The organism is Paenibacillus sp. J22P15, from assembly GCF_056269345.1.
Map to the genome: position 1 here is coordinate 213,886 of NZ_JBWDNT010000004.1, position 16,519 is coordinate 230,404.

A 16,519-nucleotide genomic window follows, 5' to 3' on the forward strand; every position below is an offset into this window, starting at 1 on the left:
TTCGACTCTTTTTGTTGTGTACGCATCATCAGCTTCGTTCTAGTTAATGATTGATAAGTCCGATGCGGTCGTGTGAGTCCCCATGAACGCTATCGACTTTGACCATGTTAAGCAGAGCATAACGTATACTGTCTACGAGAGCTTCCCAGCTTGCTTCAATAACGTTGCTCGATACACCGACAGTACTCCATGTATTATCGAGACCAGTGGACTCAATTAAAACACGAACCTTAGCGGCTGTAGCGTCCTTCTCGTCGATTACACGGACTTTATAATCGGACAGATGAATTCCTTCAATCTTCGGATAAAACTGCACCAGTGCCTTGCGCAGCGCGTTATCGAGCGCGTTAACCGGCCCGTTTCCTTCAGCAGCCATATAAACCTGCTGACCGCCAACGTTGATTTTTACGATGGCTTCGGAAATCATTTGCCCGTTTGTTCTTTCTACGAGCATTTTGAAAGATTCAACTTTAAACAATTCTTTAGTCTCGGAGCCGAAGGCTTCACGAAGCAATAGCTCCAAGGATGCATCGGCACCTTCGAATTGATAACCTTGATGCTCGAGCTCTTTAATCTGATCCATGATAAGCTTTGTCTTTTCATTATTTGCGTTAACGTCGAGTCCAAGCTCTTTCGCCTTTGAAATAATGTTGCTTTGTCCTGCGAGCTCAGAGACAAGAATGCGTTGTTTATTTCCAACAAGCTCAGGCTGAATATGCTCATAGGTTTTTGAATCCTTCATAATCGCAGAAACATGAATACCGCCTTTGTGAGCGAATGCGGCATTGCCGACATAAGCTTGACCGACAGGCATGTGTACATTAGCAATTTCACTGACGTAGCGGGCTGTGCTAGTCAATGTGCGAAGCTTGTCCTCGGGCAAAACGTCATATTTCATTTTGATTTGCAGGTTAGGTATGATGGAGCATAGATTTGCGTTCCCGCAGCGTTCTCCATATCCATTAATCGTACCTTGCACTTGGCGGGCACCGGCTTCGATTGCTGCTAATGAGTTCGCGACAGCAAGCTCACAGTCATTATGAGTATGGATGCCGATAGGAGCCGTTAATTCCTGTTTGATACGGGTAACGATCTCATGGATTTCACTAGGCAATGTACCGCCATTCGTATCACAAAGGACTAGCCAATTTGCGCCAGCATCCTGTGCTTTCTTCAGCACCGAGATCGCATATTCCGGATTGTTCTTGTAGCCATCGAAAAAATGCTCGGCGTCGAACAAAGCTTCCATGCCGTTTTGTTTCAAGAAAGCAACCGAATCATAAATCATCGACATATTTTCTTCTAAAGTGGTTTGCAGGGCTGTATGTACATGGAAATCCCAAGACTTGCCGACAAGCGTAGCAGCCGGTACACCGGACTCTACGATGCGAACAAGGCTGGCATCATGCTCAGCCAGACTGTTTTTGCGACGGGTACTGCCGAAAGCGGTAATTTTGGCGCTCAGGTTGAATGCTTTGATCCGTTGAAAAAATTCAATATCTTTACTGTTACTTCCAGGATTGCCGCCTTCAATATAATGAACGCCCAACGCGTCGAGCTTCTGGGCAATTTTTAATTTGTCATCTGCCGACAAGCTGATCCCTTCACCTTGAGTACCGTCACGCAGCGTCGTATCGAATATAGAAATGTTTTTTGTCATTAACGGGACGCCTCCTTCACTGAATGCCTTTTCAAATTATAATTTAACATTATAACACTTGTCGCCTTGAAAGTAGAGGGGGCAAAAGGAATTTTTGTCAGCTTGTGAGCACTTCGTTGACTTGACCCTAGTGGAATTGTATGCTTGGGGTGAATAAGCTTATGTTAGCTTATGGCTTAGATTAGGCGGTGTGTCACGCGAATATGACGAATGCAAATGAGTTCTATCCGGCCAAGGGCCGCGTTATCATTCATTTAGATATGAATGCTTTTTATTGTTCCGTTCATGAGGCAGAGGAGCCGGACAAGTACAAGGACAGGCCAACCGCAGTGTCTGGCAGTGTCGAGCAGCGCAAGGGTATCCTTGTCACTTGTTCGTATGCTGCAAGGAGCAGGGGAATAAAGACGGGAATGACGGTCAGACAGGCACTAACATTATGTCCTGAGCTTATACTAATAAAACCTGATTTTTCGTTATACCGCAAATATTCACATGGCTTTATGGGAATAGCAAGACAATATACTCCGCTTGTAGAGTCTGTCTCCATAGATGAGTGTTATATGGATATTACGGGATCGAAAATGTTCGGTACTCCGCTTGAAATTGCTGAGTCGCTTCAGGCGCGCATCAAATCCGAGTGGTCACTTCCTTGCTCGATCGGTCTTGCTCCAAACAAGCTGCTGGCGAAGATGGCTTCAGATATGAAAAAGCCTAATGGACTTACTGTGTTACGGATTCGAGATGTACAAAAGGTACTCTGGGATAAACCATGCGACCATTTGTTTGGGATTGGAAAAAAAACAGCTGATAAGCTGACAAAGCTGAACATTCGTACAATTGGTCAGCTGGCAGCTGCGGATGAAATAATGCTGAATAAGCATTTCGGCGTCGTTGGCTCCTGGATGAAATCTGCAGCACACGGACTGGACCATTCCGAGGTTAATCCAAATCGGGAAAGAAATAAATCAATTGGACATACGACGACGCTTCCGAGTGACATCACATCGCGAGAAGATGTTTACCGAGTGCTGCTAAATTTGGCGGATCAGACAGGACGCAGGCTAAGAAGGCAGAAGATGGTCGCGACAACCGTTCAGATTACGATTCGCAAACCGGATATGACGACGATTTCCCGCTCTCATACGCTCCCTGCACCGACACAAGCGTCTGAAGATTTCTACAGGGAAGCTTGCAAGTTGTTCGATAGGCATTGGAGGCTAGGCGAGCCGATTCGCTTACTGGGAGTAACGCTGCAGAACCTGAGTTTGCTTGCGGAAACTGCTTTGCAGCTCGATATATTCAGCTACGAGCAACAACCGCGTAAGGAAGCGTTGACCAAGGCGATGGATCTGCTCCGTGATAAGTATGGAGAGGACGCTGTTTTGACGGCGGGAATGCTTGGAGATGATCCTTCAACCTTAATAAGGAATAAGCGAATTCGAGGAACATCCTTGCAAAAGGACGACAGTTTGTTATATATTGATGAATGAAGCTTGACTGTACTAAAACGAGATTATTCCGTTTATTTATTGGGGAGGGAATTTCCATGGGTAAGTTTACTTGGGTAGAAAAAGATACATGCATCGCTTGTGGAGCTTGCGGAGCTACTGCGCCTGACATTTATGATTATGATGACGAAGGTATTGCAGAGGTTATTTATAAAGCTGATGGCAATACAGGCAACACAGAAATTCCGGAAGATTTGTATGATGATTTGCAGGATGCAGCTGATGGCTGTCCGACAGATTCGATCAAAATCGCAGATGTTCCTTTCAATTACTAATTTTTTATCAAGTGAAAAGGCTTCTCTCTACCAGCTTATGCTGTGGGGGAGGAGCCTTTTTTTTGTTTATTAGATGAATGAAATGGGAGCGGGGGATACAAACAAACTCCATACCTGCCGATAAAGAGGGTATACCAGATGTTGGGAGGATGGGGGATGGACTCTCTAGAAGACATGTTTTATTTGAAGCAATTTGTAAAGCAGCACCCCGATAACCAAATGGGATGGTATTTGTTAGGCAAGCAATACAAACTTGCCGGCAAAGATGGCAAAGCAAATTATTGCTTCTTGCAGGCGGGCGAGGTATATGATGCATTCGAGCATGAAAGTCATCCATTATCGGAAAACCATCTGCAATTGCTAAAGGATTGGGATTTGAAGCAGAAGAAAAAAAAGTTCATGCGTAAAAGAAGTGCATTAGCGCTATTGTTTCTACTCTTTATTGTTCTTGCGCAAGCGGACGGTGCAATTTTCAAGGAGAAAGCTGATCAGCCGACAGCGGTTGTATTTGGTGAAGTGGCTCCTATTGGCGTTGTATTTGTCCCGCGCAAGGAACGAAATCCGATCGGCAGTGCATGGAATAGTCTCATTGCAGCTGGGAAACAAGCTCCGCTGCTCACCATCGCAGCACGACTGGAGGAAGATGCTGGCTGGCGCAAATGGTCAGGTAATACAAGACTGCTCATGTCCATCGAGAAGGAAAGCGGCAGCGGTAAGCTAGATGTACATATGCTTGATCGTCTAGCTTGCAAATGTGAGCCTTCAGATGCAGCCTCAACTGTTAAGCAATATGAGGAGTGGATCAAGCAGCAGGAGATGCATTGGACGCTTGCAAGCGGAATTTACCAATACGAGAAGAGAAACAAAAAATGGCCGGAGAAGCTGGATGACCTCATTCGTTCATACCCAAATAATGTTCTCTCCGGGGAAAGAGGAGGCATGCGCTTCATGTTCTCTGCGGTACTGAGCAAGCTGAAGACCGTGGAAGAAGAAAAGAAGCGTGAGGCAGCAGGACAAGTACAAACAAATGTGGAAGGAACTAAGCCGCAAGAGGCTCTTGAACCAAGAATAAGCACGATTGTAGGGACGAACGGGATTTTGGATGAACAGTGGAGCCGACCGCTGGAGATTGTTGTGGATAAAGCGAATTATAGGCTTGCCATTATTCAAGGGGATATAATTGTACGCAGCTATAAGGTGGGGCTTGGAGGCGATGAGACACCAGAGGGAAGCTTTTATATTAGTGAGAAGGTAAGAAATCCGAATGGGCGAGACGAAGGCATATTTGGAAGTCGAGGCATGACATTATCAAACACTTTATATGCTATCCATGGAACGGATGAGCCGGGTAGTATTGGTAAAGACGAATCACTAGGCTGTATTCGTATGGGGAAAGCGGATGTTGAAGAGCTATTTGATATGGTGCCGCTCGGCACTATTGTAAAAATAAAAAATGGGACGCTTCCGACTAAAGTGCAGCAGCCAACCGAACGCTTTAAGCTGGAGCCGCTTCAGAACGAAACCAATCCCTCGAAAATTTATAAATGGTTGACGTAGCCTGCTTACGAAGTGAAGATAAGAAGCAGCGCAACTGCTACAACAACTACGCCTACGATTGAACCAATCCAAATGAGTGCTTTTTTATTCACTTCTTCCTTCGGCTTTACTTTCATTGTTGCCGGTCTTCTTTTTGGTGAACTCATCGACAATCAACCTCTCTATTTCATAGTCATAAATAATATGTTCTCATTGTAATCGTTTTCTAGACAAGCCGCAATACAATGCATGTGGGTATCCCTAAAGTAGAGGCAACTGATAATCCGGAGCTTTAGAGGCACATTGGCGGAATGGGCAGCATGATAGGTCTAGTTTCTAGATCTATTTGTGTAGAATTGATCGTTTTCAGGGAAATAGGTCTAGTTTCTAGACCTATTACTGATAATCCGGCGCGTTAGAGGCACATTGGCGGAATGTGCAGCATGATAGATCTAGTTTCTAGATCTATTTGTGTAGAATTGATCGTTTTCAGGGAAATAGGTCTAGTTTTTAGACCTATTACTAATAATCCGGCGCTTTAGAGGCACTTTGGCGGAATGTGCAGCATGATAGATCTAGTTTCTAGACCTATTTGTGTAGAATTGATCGTTTTCAGGGAAATGGTGCTGTCCCAAAAGTCATCAAAGATGACGATGGGATAGCCCCTTTCTATTCAGAATGTGGTTCCCAAATTCACTAGGCAGTCGAATGTTCTTCCGATCGCTGTTGTTCGTGGATGGACGATCGATAAAATCCAAAAACGGCCATGCGGGCTTAGACCTGCAGGGCCGTTTTCGTGATATTTCAAGGCGACTCAATCGTAATTAACTTAAAAAGTTTACCCCTTTTGAGACGGCCTCTCTTTTCTTTTTGCTGCAAAAACGATAAACTGTCAGATAGAACATACATCTGAGATCGGAGTGAGTAAGTTGCTTTATTCTTCAATTTTAAAACCTATTTTTTTTCGAATGGACCCAGAGAGGGCTCATCATCTTGTTATTGACGGCTTAGCCGCAGGTGGTGTCGTGCCTGGAATGAATGGTCTAATGCATGCAATGTACGGCGTAGCAAAGTCGCCTGAGCTTGCTACAGATCTATTCGGTTTACATTTCCCGCATCCAGTGGGCTTAGCTGCTGGACTAGATAAGAACGGTAAAGCAGCAGATGGGTTCTCCAGTATAGGCTTTGGTTTTGCCGAAGTTGGGACAGTAACGCCAAAAGGACAAGCTGGTAATGAACAGCCGAGATTGTTCCGTCTTTCAGTTGACGAAGCGCTCATTAATCGAATGGGCTTTAACAATGATGGAACAGCTGCAATGGCAGAGAAATTGTCGCGTCGCAAAATAAATCGGATTCCGATTGCTGTTAATATTGGGAAGAATAAAACGACGCCAAATGAACTCGCTCATGAGGACTATCAGACATGCATACGGGATTTGTATACATATGGCGACTTTTTTGTCGTCAACATTAGTTCTCCAAATACGCCAGACTTGCGCGACTTACAGCATGGAGAAGAGCTGAGAAATCTACTTAGCGCTGTAAAAGAGGAAATAAACTCTCAAGCGGCGAAAATAGGAGCGAAAGCAAAACCAGTTCTCGTCAAAATTGCTCCAGATATGACGAATGAACAGCTTGAACTAACTGTGGCTACCATAATGGAAAGCGGAGTTTCGGGTATTATCGCAACGAATACAACACTATCACGAACGGGTCTTCAGCATTCTAACGCTGGTGAAGCAGGCGGACTTAGTGGCAAGCCGCTACGTGATCGTTCAACTGAGGTCATTCGCGCAGTGTATCGTCAGACGGGAGGAAAGCTGCCGATTATTGGTTCAGGCGGCATTTTTACTGCACAGGATGCATACGATAAAATCCGCGCGGGGGCTTCCCTAGTTGAGATTTATACAGCGCTAATCTACAAAGGGCCGGGTGTGCTCCGTGAGATTACGAATGGCCTAAAGGAATGTTTACGCAAAGATGGCTACCGCAATATTGCCGAAGCAGTTGGTGCAGATCACGTTTAAGAACAGGAGGCGGCCGGATGGACGGTAGAGACTGGAATCTTTTTTTGCAGCCTTATGAACAAGCGGTTGAAGAACTGAAAGTAAAGTTTAAGACTATGCGGGTTGAACTGAAAATAAGAGAGGCGTACGCGCCTATTGAATTCGTCACCGGCCGGGTTAAACGAGTTTCAAGTATTTTGGAAAAAGCCAAGCGACTGAACGTTCCATCGGACCAGCTCGATACTGGAATTGAGGACATTGCGGGTATTCGCATTATGTGTCAGTTTGTGGATGATATTCACCGCGTTGCTAGCCTGATACGTACACGGAAGGATCTTACCCTTGTATACGAGAAGGATTATATAACAAATTTCAAAGTCAGCGGCTACCGCAGTTACCATATGATTGTAGAATATCCGGTGCAAACGGCGATTGGATACAAGATCGTGTTGGCAGAAATTCAAATTCGCACGTTAGCGATGAATTTTTGGGCAACGATCGAGCATTCCTTAAACTATAAGTTTAAGGAAAGCTTACCGGAGGATGTCCGTGAGCGGCTGAAAAAAGCTGCGGAGGCTGCATCGCAGCTCGATACGGAAATGACTAGCATACGCAAAGAGATACTGGATGCGCAAACTGAATTCGAGGAACAATCAAATGTGGTCTCAAAGGCGCTTAAAGGCATTCAAGACTTATATTTCTATAATCGGGTTCGTGAAGCTGCTCAATTTCAAATGAAATTTAATGAGAAGTTTGAGAAAGAGGATTATCATGAGCTTAATCAGCTGTCGTTAGATATACAAGCTGCAATTGGTAAAGCTAAGAAAGCAAGCCAAAGCTAGCATGATATGTGATTAATGAGGCTGGAACGAGTTGAAGTAAAGGTGTCTCTGGAGCGATTATGCTGCCGAGGCACTTTTTTTGTTACAGCTATGATAGGAAAGCAGCAATAAAAAAAACTGTCCAGCAAGGCCAATTCTGGCCCTGCAGGACAGCTTCTGCTGTTACTGCTTGTTACTTCGGAAAACTATTGACTTGTTTTCTTTGGCTTATACAAACGGTCGATTTCAGCGCGGATTTCATCCGTGGTCTTGCCTTGCTTGTTTAAGGCGATTACTTGCTCCATTTCTTTCTTACAGATGCCGCAGCCGGTACTATGGTTGGTCCAAGTGACGCTGCCGTCATCTGCTGGATGTTCGGCTACATAACATCGAAGAAGCGAGTCATGAGGGGTTTCAACGGCTAACCCATCCGAGCAGCCGCAATAACATGTGATGCCGCTCATGATATCTGCATGGTCATGGACTGCTTTGTACATCTCACTCGTATACGGTGTATAGTCCGATAAAAAACTAGGCATTTCATCATACGATGAGGTTGTCTGCCAGGTTTCAGAGCCGTGCTGATGCTCAGCGCCTGCCTTATCGTCATCCGCTAAGCCGCATGCGGTAAGGAAAGTGATGAATGCAAATGCGAGCAGCAAGGCATACATGATACCGCGAACGCGGGAGTTTCTTTGCTCCTCGGCGATCTGTTCATCTGATTGGCGCTGACGCTTCATCATTTTGTTTCAGCTCCTGAATGTTTATTGAAAAACGCTCGGAAATCATCTAGTGTATAGCCTGTTGTTCCTTCTTCAGCAAGGCCGCCCTCTAACTTATCGATTTGAACACCATCTTGGAAATAGGCAAGCGTAGGTGTGTACTCAACATTATATTTGTTGAAGTAGCTTTCAAACTCTCTCAAGTTGAATTGCGGCAGATCAATGCCCAGCTCGTCCACTAGCGGCATAAGCTGTGGCGTCGTTCTTTTGCAATGCGAACAATCAGAAGCGAATAGATAAACGAAGAAATCTTCCTTGTCAGCAACCTTCTTGTCTAATTCAGCCGGTAATATGATATTCTGATAATTAGGATCATCAAGCAGCTTTCGGGTCTCTGGGTTAAGATCGGAGACAGGTTTTCCATAGACGGCGTTTACCTTGCCGCTGTTGTTAAGTACAGATATTAAGCCAAATAATAGAACAATAATTCCGATATACACATAAATCATTTTGAATTTCTTTTTCTTCTTCATTTGCGTGAATACCTCCAAAACAAGTTTTTAGTGGGCATGTTTTTTGATGAGCGGCATGTCCTTACTTAAATATATTATATAACAAAGTAGCATGAGTATGTAAGAGCATTGGAATCGTTCATATTTGGCAGGAGGAATTGAGCATGATCGGCAATTTGCCGCGTAATTTCACAGAAAAAATGGAAAAACTGCTAGAGGACGAATATGACAAATTTATGTCATCCTATGATGCTCCAAGAGTTTATGGTCTAAGAATCAATCGTTTGAAGCTAGGGGTCGAGCAATGGAAAGTATTATCATCGATGGGCGAAGGGGTTCGTAAGATTCCATGGGCGCCAGATGGTCTATATTACAAGGATGGCGAGCGGCCAGGCAAACACCCTCATTATCATGCTGGTCTTTATTATATTCAGGAACCGAGTGCAATGGCTCCGGTTGAATTGCTTGATGTGCAGCCCGGTCAACGAGTGCTTGACTTATGCGCAGCTCCTGGCGGCAAATCAACACAGATCGCAGGAAAACTGCAAGGTAGAGGTGTGTTAATTAGCAATGACAACGCGAAGGAAAGAACGAAGGTTTTGGCCAAAAATATAGAGCTTGCCGGCATACGCAATGCTGTAGTGCTGAACGAGGAGCCTGAGGCTATCGCAGCTGTGTTTCATGAATGGTTCGATCGAATTCTCGTCGATGCTCCATGCTCAGGCGAAGGCATGTTCCGTAAAGATGATTCAATGATTGCGGAATGGGAGAAGCACTCGATTGAGAGATGTTCTGTCATGCAGCGCGATATTTTGCGGCATGCGGCAGCGATGCTTGCGCCGGGAGGGCGTATTGTTTATTCAACTTGTACATTTTCCCCTGAGGAGAATGAGCAGCAAATTGCTCTTTTCCTATCTGAGCATGATGATTTTATTGTCGAAGCCATTCCGCTCCAATACGGATGGCGAGCGGGCAGAGCGGATCTAGCTGCTGGGACGACACAGCTTCAAGCTGAACGGCTGCAAACGATTGAAGGTACAATCAGGCTATGGCCGCATTTAGTTGAAGGGGAAGGGCATTATGCAGCTGTGCTAAGACGCAGCGGTGAGCGGGTGATCGAGCATGCGGACACAATATGGGCTGCAGCGTCAAATGATCACGCAAAAACGCAATCGGTAAGTGGAAGCTTAAAACGCGAGTCAGGGTATAGTGACGGGAGAAGATCAGACAATAAACAAGCTAATAGAGATGAGCGGCACGCAGGCAAGCGCCAAACACGAAATGATTGGGCAAGAATGGTGCAGCCAGCAAATAAACGAACAGCAGGTAAAAGTCGTGATGGTGCGTCGGTGCACGCTGCGAGGGAAGCTAGTCCAATTGAGTTGTGGCAGCAATATGCAGAACAATTTGCAACGGATGCACTTAGCTGGCCGGGGCGCGTGGTAGCCTATGGTTCCCGCGTATATATACAGCCTTCTGAGCTACCCTCGCTTGATGGATTGCGAGTATCTAGAGCCGGATGGTATGTGGGAGAAGCAAATCGCGGCCGATTCGAGCCTTCACATCCGCTTGCGATGGGATTAACGCGCGAGTCAGCAGTCCGTTCGGTAAATTGGAGTTCAGATGATGAACGGACTATCCGTTATCTCAAAGGTGAAACCTTATTTGTAGAAGAATCTGAAATCATGGTGCATGAAGGTGTATCGTCAAAGGGTTACGTATTAGTTTGTACAGATGGATTCCCAGTAGGTTGGGGGAAATACGTCAGTGGTATGATCAAAAATGAACTGCCAGCAGGATGGAGATGGATGTAAATGGGTAAACGAATTCGTATCGATAAGCTAATCGCCCATATGGGACTAGGAACGCGCAGTGAAATAAAAAGAGCAGTCAAGCTCGGCAAAGTAGTTGTCGACGGCAAATTAGTGAAGGACAGCGGTCTAATTGTTGACCCGGATATCGCGAAGGTGGAATTTGACGGAGCGCCAGTCGTTTACCGAGACGTCGTATATTTTATGATGAATAAACCAACAGATGTTATCTCTGCTACGGAGGATAGTCGTGAGCGGACGGTAATCGACTTATTGGAGCTAAGTGATCGGCAGCGGGAACCGTTTCCGGTCGGACGACTGGATAAGGATACGGTGGGCTTATTGTTGCTTACCAATGACGGTCAGCTTGCTCACGAGCTGTTGTCCCCTCGCAAACATGTTGCGAAGACATACGAAGCGCAAGTTCTTGGCGATGTCGGCGATGAAGATAAGCAAATTTTCTCAGCTGGTGTTACATTGGATGATGGGTATGTTACGATGCCTGCAGATCTGCAAATCATTAGTAAAGAGCAGCGAGAAGATGAAGTCTACTCGAGCATATCGCTTATGATTATGGAAGGTAAGTTTCACCAAGTGAAAAGAATGTTTGGAGCAGTAGGGAAAAAGGTCGTATACTTAAAGAGAGTCGCAATGGGGCCGCTTAAGTTAGATGAATCGCTCATTGAAGGCTCATATCGAGAGCTGACGGAAGAGGAAGTGGAGCTTCTTCGAACACACAAGCATCGCTCAGAATAATAGATTTAATCATTTCTTCTGTAGTATCGAAATAGAGAGAAACTTATAAAGAGAGTGGAACGGGAGTGAAGACATGAGCTTGCATTATGATTTAATTGCTTTGGATGTAGACGGTACACTGCTGACTGATGATCATGTGCTGACAAAGGCCATTAAAGAATCAGTACAAGAGGCAGCAGATCGCGGCGCTCAAATCGTTTTATGTACAGGCCGAGGGCCGTCTGGCGCACTTCCGGTGCTTCAGGAACTTGGACTTGGCGGGACAGTGATTACTCATAACGGAGCGGCAACGATTAATGCGGATGATCGCTCAGTGATCCACCAATTTGATATGCTTCCTGAACATTTATTAAGTTTTATTCAATATTGCCGAGAAAATGCGATTCATTTTGATTTGAACACAGCTTTTGACATGATGGTCGAAAGTGTAACGCCGGAAGCGCAAGCTATGTATGGTCATTTTAATGCAAATCCTTTAGTTCAAGATTTTAGTTCGGGCTTGCCGAATGGGCTCGTGAAATTCACAGTATTCGGAAGCAAGGAAGAGATTGATGTTGTGCAAGCAGAATGGGCAGAATGGCCAAAGCATCTTCATTCGATTCGCAGCGGTGATTTTTTTATTGACGTTCATCATACGGAAGCAAATAAGGGCAAAGCATTGCAGCAGCTTGCAAAAATTAAAGGTATAGATCGAAGCCGAATTCTCGCAATCGGCAATTATCATAATGACATTACGATGCTGCAATTTGCAGGCATGGGCATCGCAATGGGAAATTCGCCAGATGAAGTTAAGCTCGCTGCTAATGCAGTTGCGCTTTCGAATAGCGAGGACGGCGTGGCAAGAGCACTTTATGAACACGCATGGAGTTAGAAACAACAAAAAAAGGGGCTGTCCCAAAAGTCATCAAAGATGACGATGGGATAGCCCCTTTCTATTCAGATCTATTTGGTTCCCAAATTCACTACGCAGTCGAATGTTCTTCCGATCGCTGTTGTTCGCGGATTACCTACTGCGTCCGCCGCCGCGTGGTTTATTGAATGTGCTTCCAGCGCGTGAGCTTCTGTTGCCGCCTGATGGTGCACTGCTGCGCTCGCCTGGAGACGGTTTGCCTCGTTTGCCGCCGCGTGTGCTTTGTTGTTCGCCGCGGTTGTTTGCTCTGTTAGCATCGTTGCGTGTAGATTCCCATGGGCTGTCTACCTTGGAAGCTGGACGTCCTGCAACATGCTCAGCACCGCGCGGGGCACCAAAGCCGCCGCTGCGAGCTGCACCGCCGCGAGCGGAGCCTCCACGGCTTTCGGGACGTTGACCACCGCGAGCCGAACTGCTGCGACCTTCGGAGCGTTCACCGCCGCGAGCTGGACTTGCACTTTCGAATCGCTCACCGCGACGTGCTGCCCAGCCAGTGCTCTCGCCAGCTGTTTCGGAAGCTTCTCCACGAACCTCAGCTGTGCGACCGTTACGTTTGCCAGCTGCAGGACGGAAAGTCTCGCGTTGGCCTCTACGACCGCCTGGCTTAGCATTGCGATCAGATGAAGCGGAGCGGTCACGACCGCCGCGACGTCCACCTTCGGACGGCTTGCCGCTCGAACCGCGTGAACCGCCTTTGCCAGCTGCGCTGCGAGCACGCTCAGGCCGATCGCCGAATTGGGCCCGCACAGATGTTTCCACACCTTCACTATCGATCGCACGACGAGTCAGCTTAGCATTTATGCTCTGTTCAATAAGGAGCAAATGGTTTTTGTCGTAAGGTGTTGCTAGTGTAATTGCTGCGCCATCTTGACCAGCTCGTCCTGTTCTGCCGATACGGTGGATGTACAGCTCACCATCCTGCGGAACGTCATAGTTGTAAACATGAGTTACACCTTCAACATCTAGTCCACGGGCAGCAACATCGGTCGCTACGAGAACTTGCAGCCTAGCATCTCTAAAGCGCTTCATGACTTGCTCACGTTTGGCTTGCGTCAGATCGCCATGCAGCTCATCCGATTCAATGCCAATTTCTTGAAGCTCTTTGTTAAGTTTCTTAGCGCGTACCTTCGTCCGGCAAAAGATAACGGCCAAATAAGGCTGATGACGCTCAAGCAAATGTACAAGTGTCTGTTGTTTGTTTCTATCTGTCGTCTCATATACGATTTGCGTGATGCTGTCTAATGTTACGTTTGTGCTGCGTACGCGAATATCGACAGGGGTTTTCATATAATCCGCTGCCAGTTTACGAATCGCATCCGGCATTGTTGCGGAGAAGAGCATCGTTTGACGAGCCTTAGGCGTTTGTGAAATAATGCTTTCTACATCAGGCAGGAAGCCCATGTGAAGCATTTGATCGGCCTCATCGAGTACGAGCATTTGCAGTTTGCCAAGGCTGACGGTCTCACGTTTCATATGATCGATTAGACGACCTGGCGTAGCTACGACGATATGCGGCGAGCGCTGCAGCTTGCGAATTTGAGCATCAACGTCTTGGCCGCCATAGGCAGCAAGCACGCTTACGCCAACAGCAGGAACTAACTTTTTGAGCTCGCTCGTAATTTGAATAGCAAGCTCCCTTGTAGGTGTTAATATGAGAGCTTGTACTTGCTCTTTCTCTATATTAATACGTTGCAAAATAGGCAAAGCAAACGCAATCGTTTTGCCTGTGCCCGTTTGAGCTTGCGCAATGACATCCTGCCCATTAAGCAGGAGTGGAATCGCTTGCTTTTGAACCGGAGTCGGTTCGATAATTCCATCATGGTGAAGCAATTCGCTTAGCTTGGGAATAATACCCAATGAGTTAAATCCGTTAGACATTAATATATTTCCTCATTTCGTTTACATCTTTTGATGTTAAGTATAACAGCTGTCCTTATAATGTGCATCTTTACTTTGCTTATGCTATGCTAAAAGCCGACATTAGAGCAGCAGAGGAATGATAAATATGAATGGAACAGAGCGCTCCGCGATCAAAGCGGGCCTACAGGTAGACATCGTTTTAAAGCAGGATCAACGTACTGGCAAGCTGACACGAGGTGTCGTGAAAGATATTTTGACTAATTCGCCCAAGCATCCACACGGCATTAAAGTAAGGCTAGCAGATGGCCAAGTTGGCAGAGTCAAGAACATTCTAGCCTAAAGAATCATAAGGATGACCGGTTTCACCATGATCTGAAATGTCTAAGCGCTAAGGAGCGAGATAGTATGGCATTCGGCATAAAAAGAAAAGAGATGCAGCAATGGAAAGAAGCGGTTGCTCGCGGTGAGATTGCTTTTCTGACGCATTACTGGCTGGACCCAAGATTTCCAGATATGCGTACGGTGACGAAGGTAGGCTGCTCCGATATGGAGAAGCTCTCGCGTTGGTGTTATGATAACGGACTTAACCCTCGATATATTCACGCTAGGTCGGAGTATCCACACTTTGATTTGCTAGGGCCGATGCAGCGTGAAATACTAAAGAAGGCAAATCAGCTTGACCAGCTTGAACGATTTGGAATGTTATGAAATAGGATTCATAATCGGCTGCCGATTAGGCGGCTATTTTTTCGTGTAGGGAACAAAAACATCTCGCTACTCATTGGTTTATTTCGTATGATAAATAAATGTATGGATGAGTTTACCAATTGATATAAGGAGATGGAATTGCAAATGTCTACTGAGAAAGAGCAGCTGCTTCGCACCTTTGGTGGATGGATTACGTTTGTAACGAATTTGGCAAGCTATGATGAGCGGATTTGGAATCAATCCGTGACAGTCGGCAAGTGGCAGGTTCGTGAGGTCGTTGCGCATATTTTGCGGTGGGATGATTATTTTTTTGCAGAGGCGATTCAAAAGGTGCAAGCAGGCTTACCGCTTACGGTACAGCACTTAAATTTTGATGAGTTTAACGAAATAGCGAAAGCATATGCGAGCTCTGCTTCCATAGATGAATTAGTCAGAAACGCAATCGAGAGTCGGCAGCGGATTCTGGACACAATAGCGAATTTATCAAATGAGCAATATGATGCATCCTATGTGGATGCGGACGGGCATCCGTTTAAAGTGGAGCAGTACTTGTACGATTTTATTTGGCATGATCAGCATCACATTCAGCCGATTAACAAAATGCTTCATTTTCGAATGGAGGAAATGAGTCTAAATGGCTGGCCAGCTTTACAAACCGTCGTGTATGATGGTTGGCTTCTTCGTTTTGCGGAAGGATATACAAAACGCTCTAATTCGATCAATCCAGTATATGGCCACACGCTGGAGTTGGATGCGAAAATAAGAGCCTGTGAGGATTTATACGAGCGGAAAGGCATTCGACCAGTGTTCAAAATATCACCCTTCAGCCTGCCAGCCACTCTAGATGATGAGCTGGCGAAACGCGGCTATGAGCTTATCGATCAAACCATCGTGAAGACGGTTCCCTTATCCGATGTTTTATCACCCTCCCATGCGGATATTTGGCTTGAGCAGGAGCTTACAGAGAGTTGGCTCGATGCCATCACGGTGTTTAGCGGTTTATCTGATAAGCAAAGAGCGATAACAAGCAGTCTGCTGGAACAATCTCCGTTAGAGAAGTGCTTTGCTCTTCTACATGATAATGGAATACCAGTGGCCTGCGGATATGCCGTGATCGAGGATGACCGGATAGGGCTGTATGACATCGTAACTGACCAGTGTAATCGGAATAAAGGGTACGGCGAGCAGCTCGTATTGCATTTGCTGCAATGGGGCAAGGGAAGGGGAGCGACCGAGGGTTATATACTTGTAGTGAAGGATAATGCGTCAGCCAATCGGTTGTACGATAAAATCGGATACGTTCCGCAATATGAATATTGGTATCGTGCAAAATTGAACGAGTAGATTTTTGTAATGCACAATTAGTGTAGGTATAACCGCCCTTGTCGAATGGGATAGACGGCTGCATGGTAAACGAAACATCTTAGAATGAAC

16 protein-coding genes are annotated in these 16,519 nt (G+C 45.9%); 11 read left to right on the forward strand and 5 right to left on the reverse strand.

Translation table 11 applies throughout. The features are described 5' to 3' along the window. Positions 1-43: 43 nt before the first annotated feature. On the reverse strand, positions 44-1,660 hold the full coding sequence (gene cimA / locus AC0YN6_RS12060) for a citramalate synthase (protein WP_475747088.1): 1,617 nt from the start codon (positions 1,658-1,660) through the stop codon (positions 44-46). Positions 1,661-1,863: 203 nt separating this feature from the next. Here cimA and AC0YN6_RS12065 point away from each other — a divergent pair, with 203 nt between their 5' ends. The 3 genes from AC0YN6_RS12065 to AC0YN6_RS12075 all read left to right on the forward strand — a co-directional run bounded on the left by AC0YN6_RS12065 (position 1,864) and on the right by AC0YN6_RS12075 (position 5,000). Then, positions 1,864-3,150, forward strand: a complete 1,287-nt coding sequence (locus tag AC0YN6_RS12065; RefSeq protein ID WP_475747089.1) for a DNA polymerase IV — start codon at positions 1,864-1,866, stop codon at positions 3,148-3,150. Positions 3,151-3,206: 56 nt separating this feature from the next. Beyond that, positions 3,207-3,443 (forward strand): ferredoxin, encoded by a 237-nt coding sequence (locus AC0YN6_RS12070; RefSeq protein ID WP_475747090.1) that lies wholly within the window; start codon positions 3,207-3,209, stop codon positions 3,441-3,443. A 156-nt stretch (positions 3,444-3,599) separates the two neighbouring features. Further along, complete coding sequence (locus AC0YN6_RS12075; protein ID WP_475747091.1) at positions 3,600-5,000, forward strand: L,D-transpeptidase; 1,401 nt, start codon at positions 3,600-3,602, stop codon at positions 4,998-5,000. 5 nt (positions 5,001-5,005) lie between these two features. On the opposite strand, the gene AC0YN6_RS12080 is transcribed toward AC0YN6_RS12075, so the two are convergent. After that, on the reverse strand, positions 5,006-5,146 hold the full coding sequence (locus tag AC0YN6_RS12080) for a hypothetical protein (protein WP_475747092.1): 141 nt from the start codon (positions 5,144-5,146) through the stop codon (positions 5,006-5,008). Between the two features lie 762 nt (positions 5,147-5,908). Here AC0YN6_RS12080 and AC0YN6_RS12085 point away from each other — a divergent pair. Together AC0YN6_RS12085 and yjbM are read left to right on the forward strand one after the other, a co-directional pair. Beyond that, positions 5,909-7,006: a quinone-dependent dihydroorotate dehydrogenase gene (locus tag AC0YN6_RS12085; protein ID WP_475747093.1), complete on the forward strand. Its 1,098-nt coding sequence runs from the start codon at positions 5,909-5,911 to the stop codon at positions 7,004-7,006. Positions 7,007-7,023: 17 nt separating this feature from the next. Continuing rightward, positions 7,024-7,827: a GTP diphosphokinase gene (gene yjbM, locus AC0YN6_RS12090; RefSeq protein ID WP_475747094.1), complete on the forward strand. Its 804-nt coding sequence runs from the start codon at positions 7,024-7,026 to the stop codon at positions 7,825-7,827. 185 nt (positions 7,828-8,012) lie between these two features. Here the strand turns inward: yjbM and AC0YN6_RS12095 are convergent, their stop codons facing one another. Further along, a complete protein-coding gene (locus tag AC0YN6_RS12095) occupies positions 8,013-8,549 on the reverse strand; it encodes a PCYCGC motif-containing (lipo)protein (RefSeq protein ID WP_475747095.1) in 537 nt (178 codons plus the stop codon). Continuing rightward, positions 8,546-9,061 (reverse strand): thioredoxin family protein, encoded by a 516-nt coding sequence (locus tag AC0YN6_RS12100; RefSeq protein WP_475747096.1) that lies wholly within the window; start codon positions 9,059-9,061, stop codon positions 8,546-8,548. Before AC0YN6_RS12100 ends, AC0YN6_RS12095 begins: the two co-directional genes overlap by 4 nt. Before the next feature lie 143 nt (positions 9,062-9,204). Between AC0YN6_RS12100 and AC0YN6_RS12105 the strand changes: the two genes are divergently transcribed. The 3 genes from AC0YN6_RS12105 (at position 9,205) to AC0YN6_RS12115 (ending at position 12,478) form a co-directional block, all read left to right on the forward strand. Further along, complete coding sequence (locus AC0YN6_RS12105; protein WP_475747097.1) at positions 9,205-10,854, forward strand: RsmB/NOP family class I SAM-dependent RNA methyltransferase; 1,650 nt, start codon at positions 9,205-9,207, stop codon at positions 10,852-10,854. After that, complete coding sequence (locus AC0YN6_RS12110; protein WP_475747098.1) at positions 10,855-11,607, forward strand: pseudouridine synthase; 753 nt, start codon at positions 10,855-10,857, stop codon at positions 11,605-11,607. 73 nt (positions 11,608-11,680) lie between these two features. After that, the gene (locus AC0YN6_RS12115; RefSeq protein ID WP_475747099.1) at positions 11,681-12,478 is read left to right on the forward strand and encodes a Cof-type HAD-IIB family hydrolase; all 798 of its coding nucleotides are present in this window, start codon (positions 11,681-11,683) and stop codon (positions 12,476-12,478) included. Positions 12,479-12,610: 132 nt separating this feature from the next. Here AC0YN6_RS12115 and AC0YN6_RS12120 read toward each other — a convergent pair whose 3' ends face one another. Continuing rightward, positions 12,611-14,395 (reverse strand): DEAD/DEAH box helicase, encoded by a 1,785-nt coding sequence (locus AC0YN6_RS12120; RefSeq protein WP_475747100.1) that lies wholly within the window; start codon positions 14,393-14,395, stop codon positions 12,611-12,613. A 127-nt stretch (positions 14,396-14,522) separates the two neighbouring features. Between AC0YN6_RS12120 and AC0YN6_RS12125 the strand changes: the two genes are divergently transcribed. The 3 genes from AC0YN6_RS12125 (at position 14,523) to AC0YN6_RS12135 (ending at position 16,429) form a co-directional block, all read left to right on the forward strand. Further along, positions 14,523-14,717, forward strand: coding sequence for a YwbE family protein (locus AC0YN6_RS12125; RefSeq protein ID WP_475747101.1), 195 nt, complete (start codon positions 14,523-14,525; stop codon positions 14,715-14,717). A gap of 65 nt (positions 14,718-14,782) precedes the next feature. Further along, the gene (locus AC0YN6_RS12130; RefSeq protein ID WP_475747102.1) at positions 14,783-15,085 is read left to right on the forward strand and encodes a hypothetical protein; all 303 of its coding nucleotides are present in this window, start codon (positions 14,783-14,785) and stop codon (positions 15,083-15,085) included. A 144-nt stretch (positions 15,086-15,229) separates the two neighbouring features. Continuing rightward, entirely contained in the window at positions 15,230-16,429 is a 1,200-nt protein-coding gene (locus tag AC0YN6_RS12135; protein WP_475747103.1) for a GNAT family N-acetyltransferase, read from the forward strand. The last annotated feature ends 90 nt before the right edge of the window (positions 16,430-16,519 follow it).

Coding starts and splice junctions, on each gene's coding strand:
- cimA (WP_475747088.1), bottom strand. CDS start 1,660: ATGACAAAAAACATTTCTATATTCGATACGACGCTGCGTGACGGTACT.
- AC0YN6_RS12065 (WP_475747089.1), top strand. CDS start 1,864: ATGACGAATGCAAATGAGTTCTATCCGGCCAAGGGCCGCGTTATCATT.
- AC0YN6_RS12070 (WP_475747090.1), top strand. CDS start 3,207: ATGGGTAAGTTTACTTGGGTAGAAAAAGATACATGCATCGCTTGTGGA.
- AC0YN6_RS12075 (WP_475747091.1), top strand. CDS start 3,600: ATGGACTCTCTAGAAGACATGTTTTATTTGAAGCAATTTGTAAAGCAG.
- AC0YN6_RS12080 (WP_475747092.1), bottom strand. CDS start 5,146: ATGAGTTCACCAAAAAGAAGACCGGCAACAATGAAAGTAAAGCCGAAG.
- yjbM (WP_475747094.1), top strand. CDS start 7,024: ATGGACGGTAGAGACTGGAATCTTTTTTTGCAGCCTTATGAACAAGCG.
- AC0YN6_RS12095 (WP_475747095.1), bottom strand. CDS start 8,549: ATGATGAAGCGTCAGCGCCAATCAGATGAACAGATCGCCGAGGAGCAA.
- AC0YN6_RS12100 (WP_475747096.1), bottom strand. CDS start 9,061: ATGAAGAAGAAAAAGAAATTCAAAATGATTTATGTGTATATCGGAATT.
- AC0YN6_RS12105 (WP_475747097.1), top strand. CDS start 9,205: ATGATCGGCAATTTGCCGCGTAATTTCACAGAAAAAATGGAAAAACTG.
- AC0YN6_RS12110 (WP_475747098.1), top strand. CDS start 10,855: ATGGGTAAACGAATTCGTATCGATAAGCTAATCGCCCATATGGGACTA.
- AC0YN6_RS12115 (WP_475747099.1), top strand. CDS start 11,681: ATGAGCTTGCATTATGATTTAATTGCTTTGGATGTAGACGGTACACTG.
- AC0YN6_RS12120 (WP_475747100.1), bottom strand. CDS start 14,395: ATGTCTAACGGATTTAACTCATTGGGTATTATTCCCAAGCTAAGCGAA.
- AC0YN6_RS12125 (WP_475747101.1), top strand. CDS start 14,523: ATGAATGGAACAGAGCGCTCCGCGATCAAAGCGGGCCTACAGGTAGAC.
- AC0YN6_RS12130 (WP_475747102.1), top strand. CDS start 14,783: ATGGCATTCGGCATAAAAAGAAAAGAGATGCAGCAATGGAAAGAAGCG.
- AC0YN6_RS12135 (WP_475747103.1), top strand. CDS start 15,230: ATGTCTACTGAGAAAGAGCAGCTGCTTCGCACCTTTGGTGGATGGATT.